2 protein-coding genes are annotated in these 1,158 nt (G+C 61.0%); one reads left to right on the forward strand and one right to left on the reverse strand.

Going from position 1 to position 1,158, the window contains the following annotated elements; all coding sequences use genetic code 11:
* The first annotated feature begins 30 nt into the window (after positions 1 to 30).
* The gene (locus K206_RS0135260; RefSeq protein WP_011489349.1) at positions 31 to 942 is read left to right on the forward strand and encodes a LysR family transcriptional regulator; all 912 of its coding nucleotides are present in this window, start codon (positions 31 to 33) and stop codon (positions 940 to 942) included.
* Positions 943 to 967: 25 nt separating this feature from the next.
* On the opposite strand, the gene K206_RS0135265 is transcribed toward K206_RS0135260, so the two are convergent.
* Positions 968 to 1,158, reverse strand: a 191-nt coding sequence (locus K206_RS0135265) for a helix-turn-helix domain-containing protein (RefSeq protein ID WP_020206959.1), incomplete at its 5' end; no start/stop codon positions are given.

Here is a 1,158-nt window from a genome sequence, read left to right on the forward strand (position 1 = left end):
CGGCCGTGAAACGGGAATCGGGGGCGCTTCATGGAGCTACGTCACCTTCGCTACTTTGTTGCCCTCGCTGAAGAACTGCATTTCACTCGTGCCGCCGAACGTCTGCATATCGAGCAGCCCCCCTTATCCCGGGCCATCAAGGAGTTGGAAGATGAGCTAGGGGTCTTGCTCTTTGATCGGGACCGCAGGGGAACCCGGTTGACCGCAGCAGGCACCGCGTTCCTGCAAGACACTCGCCGATTGTTCACCGTCCTGGAGCAAGCAAGAGAGAATGCCAAGGCCGTTGCGGCGGGCTCGCGAGGCAGCCTGCGCATCGCAGTATCCGATGGCGCGATCGATCCCTGGCTATCGGATTTTCTCGCCAGTTGCCGCGCTGAAGAGCCAGACATCGAGATCCGCTTGTCCGAGGTACCTTTGTCCGAGCAACTGCGTGGCCTGCGAGCCGGCGACTTCACCCTCGGGTTCGCGCACACGGCCGAAGTCGGCGAGGGCATTGTTGCTGAGCCGATCTGGCAAGACCCGCTGGTGATCGCAGTACCTGTCAGGCATGAGCTGCTTGCCCACAAGGCAGTCCCGCTCCATGAACTCGGCGGCCATCCCCTTGTACTCTGCGATCCACAGGTGTGCGAAGGTTACTGCCGTGAACTGGCTCGGCTTCTACTGCTTCTGGAGCGCGAACCGAATGTGGTCGAGCACGTATCTTCGCTGGAGATGATGCTTACCTTGGTCAGCGCGGGCTTTGGCGTCGGCTTCACGACGGCGACCAGGGTTGCTGTCAGTCCACGACCAGATGTGCTGACCCGCCCCCTGGCGGTGGATTCGGCAGTAATCACGACCTATCTGCTCCGACTCGGCGGCGGCGATGACGTGCCGGCGTCGTTGGAGCGCTTCATCGTTCGTCTGCGTGATCTCGTCCGCCTACGTGAGAATCTAGGTGGCTGACAGAGCCAACCACGGACGTTCAGCTTCAAGAATCGGTCCGGGCGCCGATGCCAAGGTAGTGCTCCGTTGCAGCCATCAGGTCAGCGGCGCTTATTCTGAGCGCCATGGCAATTTTCAATATGACAGGAAGCGTGGGCACGTGCTCCCCGCGCTCGATCTTGCCCATGTGCGAGCGCGAGATGCCTGCCCGGGATGCAAATTCGTCTTGAGCAATAC

Source organism: Cupriavidus sp. WS (assembly GCF_000395345.1).
Classification (GTDB): domain Bacteria; phylum Pseudomonadota; class Gammaproteobacteria; order Burkholderiales; family Burkholderiaceae; genus Cupriavidus; species Cupriavidus basilensis_B.

Coding starts and splice junctions, on each gene's coding strand:
- K206_RS0135260 (WP_011489349.1), top strand. CDS start 31: ATGGAGCTACGTCACCTTCGCTACTTTGTTGCCCTCGCTGAAGAACTG.